This is a genomic window from Streptomyces sp. YS-3, assembly GCF_045257485.1.
Taxonomy (GTDB): domain Bacteria; phylum Actinomycetota; class Actinomycetes; order Streptomycetales; family Streptomycetaceae; genus Streptomyces.
This window is the reverse complement of sequence record NZ_JBJHPC010001026.1, coordinates 1-1,236: the sequence shown is the minus strand read 5'-3', so window position 1 is coordinate 1,236 and position 1,236 is coordinate 1. Positions and strand designations below refer to the sequence as shown.

The following is a 1,236-nucleotide window of genomic DNA, read 5'->3' as shown; positions in this document are numbered from 1 at the left end:
CTCCGGGGGCCCGGGAGTCCCCACGCAACCCCGCTCCGGAAGCAACCCCTAAGGGGCGCGGGGAACTGCGCGACCGGCCACCCACCCCACCCGCAGACAAAGAACGCGCCCCCCAGTGGCACCGCACAGCCGGATTCGGAAGGGTGTAACCCATGCGTATTGCCTACCGCGTCGAGACCGTACGGGCCGCCGAGCAGGAGCTCATGGCCCGACTCCCCCCCGGCACCCTCATGCAGCGCGCCGCCGCCGGCCTGGCCACCGCCTGCGCGGGGATGCTCGGGCGGGTGTACGGCGCCCGCGTCGTCGTCCTCGCCGGCAACGGCGCCAACGGCGGGGACGCCCTGTACGCCGGAGCCCGCCTGGCCCGGCGCGGCGCGGGCGTCACCGCCGTGCTGCTCGCCCCCGACCGCGCCCACCCCGACGGCCTCGCCGCGTTCCTGCGCGCCGGAGGCCGCGTCACCGACGACCCGTACGACGTACTCGCCGGCGCCGACCTCGTCCTCGACGGGATCACCGGCATCGGCGGCCACGGCGGGCTGCGCCCCGACGCCGTCCCGATCGCCCGCGCCGCCCGCGGCTCCGACGCCCTCGTCGTCGCGGTCGACCTGCCCAGCGGGATCGAGGCGGACACCGGGGAGATCCTGGGGGAGGCCCTGCGCGCGGACGCGACGGTCACGTTCGGCGCGTACAAGCCGGGGATGCTGATCGATCCGGCGTACGCGTACACCGGCGCCGTCCGCCACGTCGACATCGGCCTCGGCCCCCACCTCCCCTCCGTCCCGGACTGCGAGGCGCTGCAGCACGCCGACGTGGCGCAGCTGCTGCCCGCGCCGACGGGTGAGAGCGACAAGTACCGGCGCGGGGTCGTCGGCGTGGTCGCCGGGTCCGCGCGCTACCCCGGCGCGGCCGTGCTCGCGGTCGCGGGCGCGCTGCACGGCGGCGCGGGGGCCGTACGGTACGTCGGCCACGCCGCCGAAGCCGTCATCGCCCGCTTCCCCGAGACGCTGGTCTCGGCGGGCCCCCCGGCCAAGGCGGGCCGCGTCCAGGCCTGGGTCGTCGGCCCCGGCCTCGGGGACGGCCCCGGGGTGGAGGACGTGCTCGCCTCCGACGTTCCGGTCCTGGTGGACGCGGCCCGCCTTGGCCGGGGGGCCCGCCGAGACCAGCGTCTCGGGGAAGCGGGCGATGACGGCTTCGGCGGCGTGGCCGACGTACCGTACGGCCCCCGCGCCGCCGTGC

At 77.7% G+C, this 1,236-nt stretch carries 1 protein-coding gene; it reads left to right on the top strand.

The features are described 5' to 3' along the window. Positions 1–152: 152 nt before the first annotated feature. A partial coding sequence (locus ACJA3G_RS37235) for an NAD(P)H-hydrate epimerase (protein WP_406557430.1) occupies positions 153–1,236 on the top strand: 1,084 nt, incomplete at its 3' end.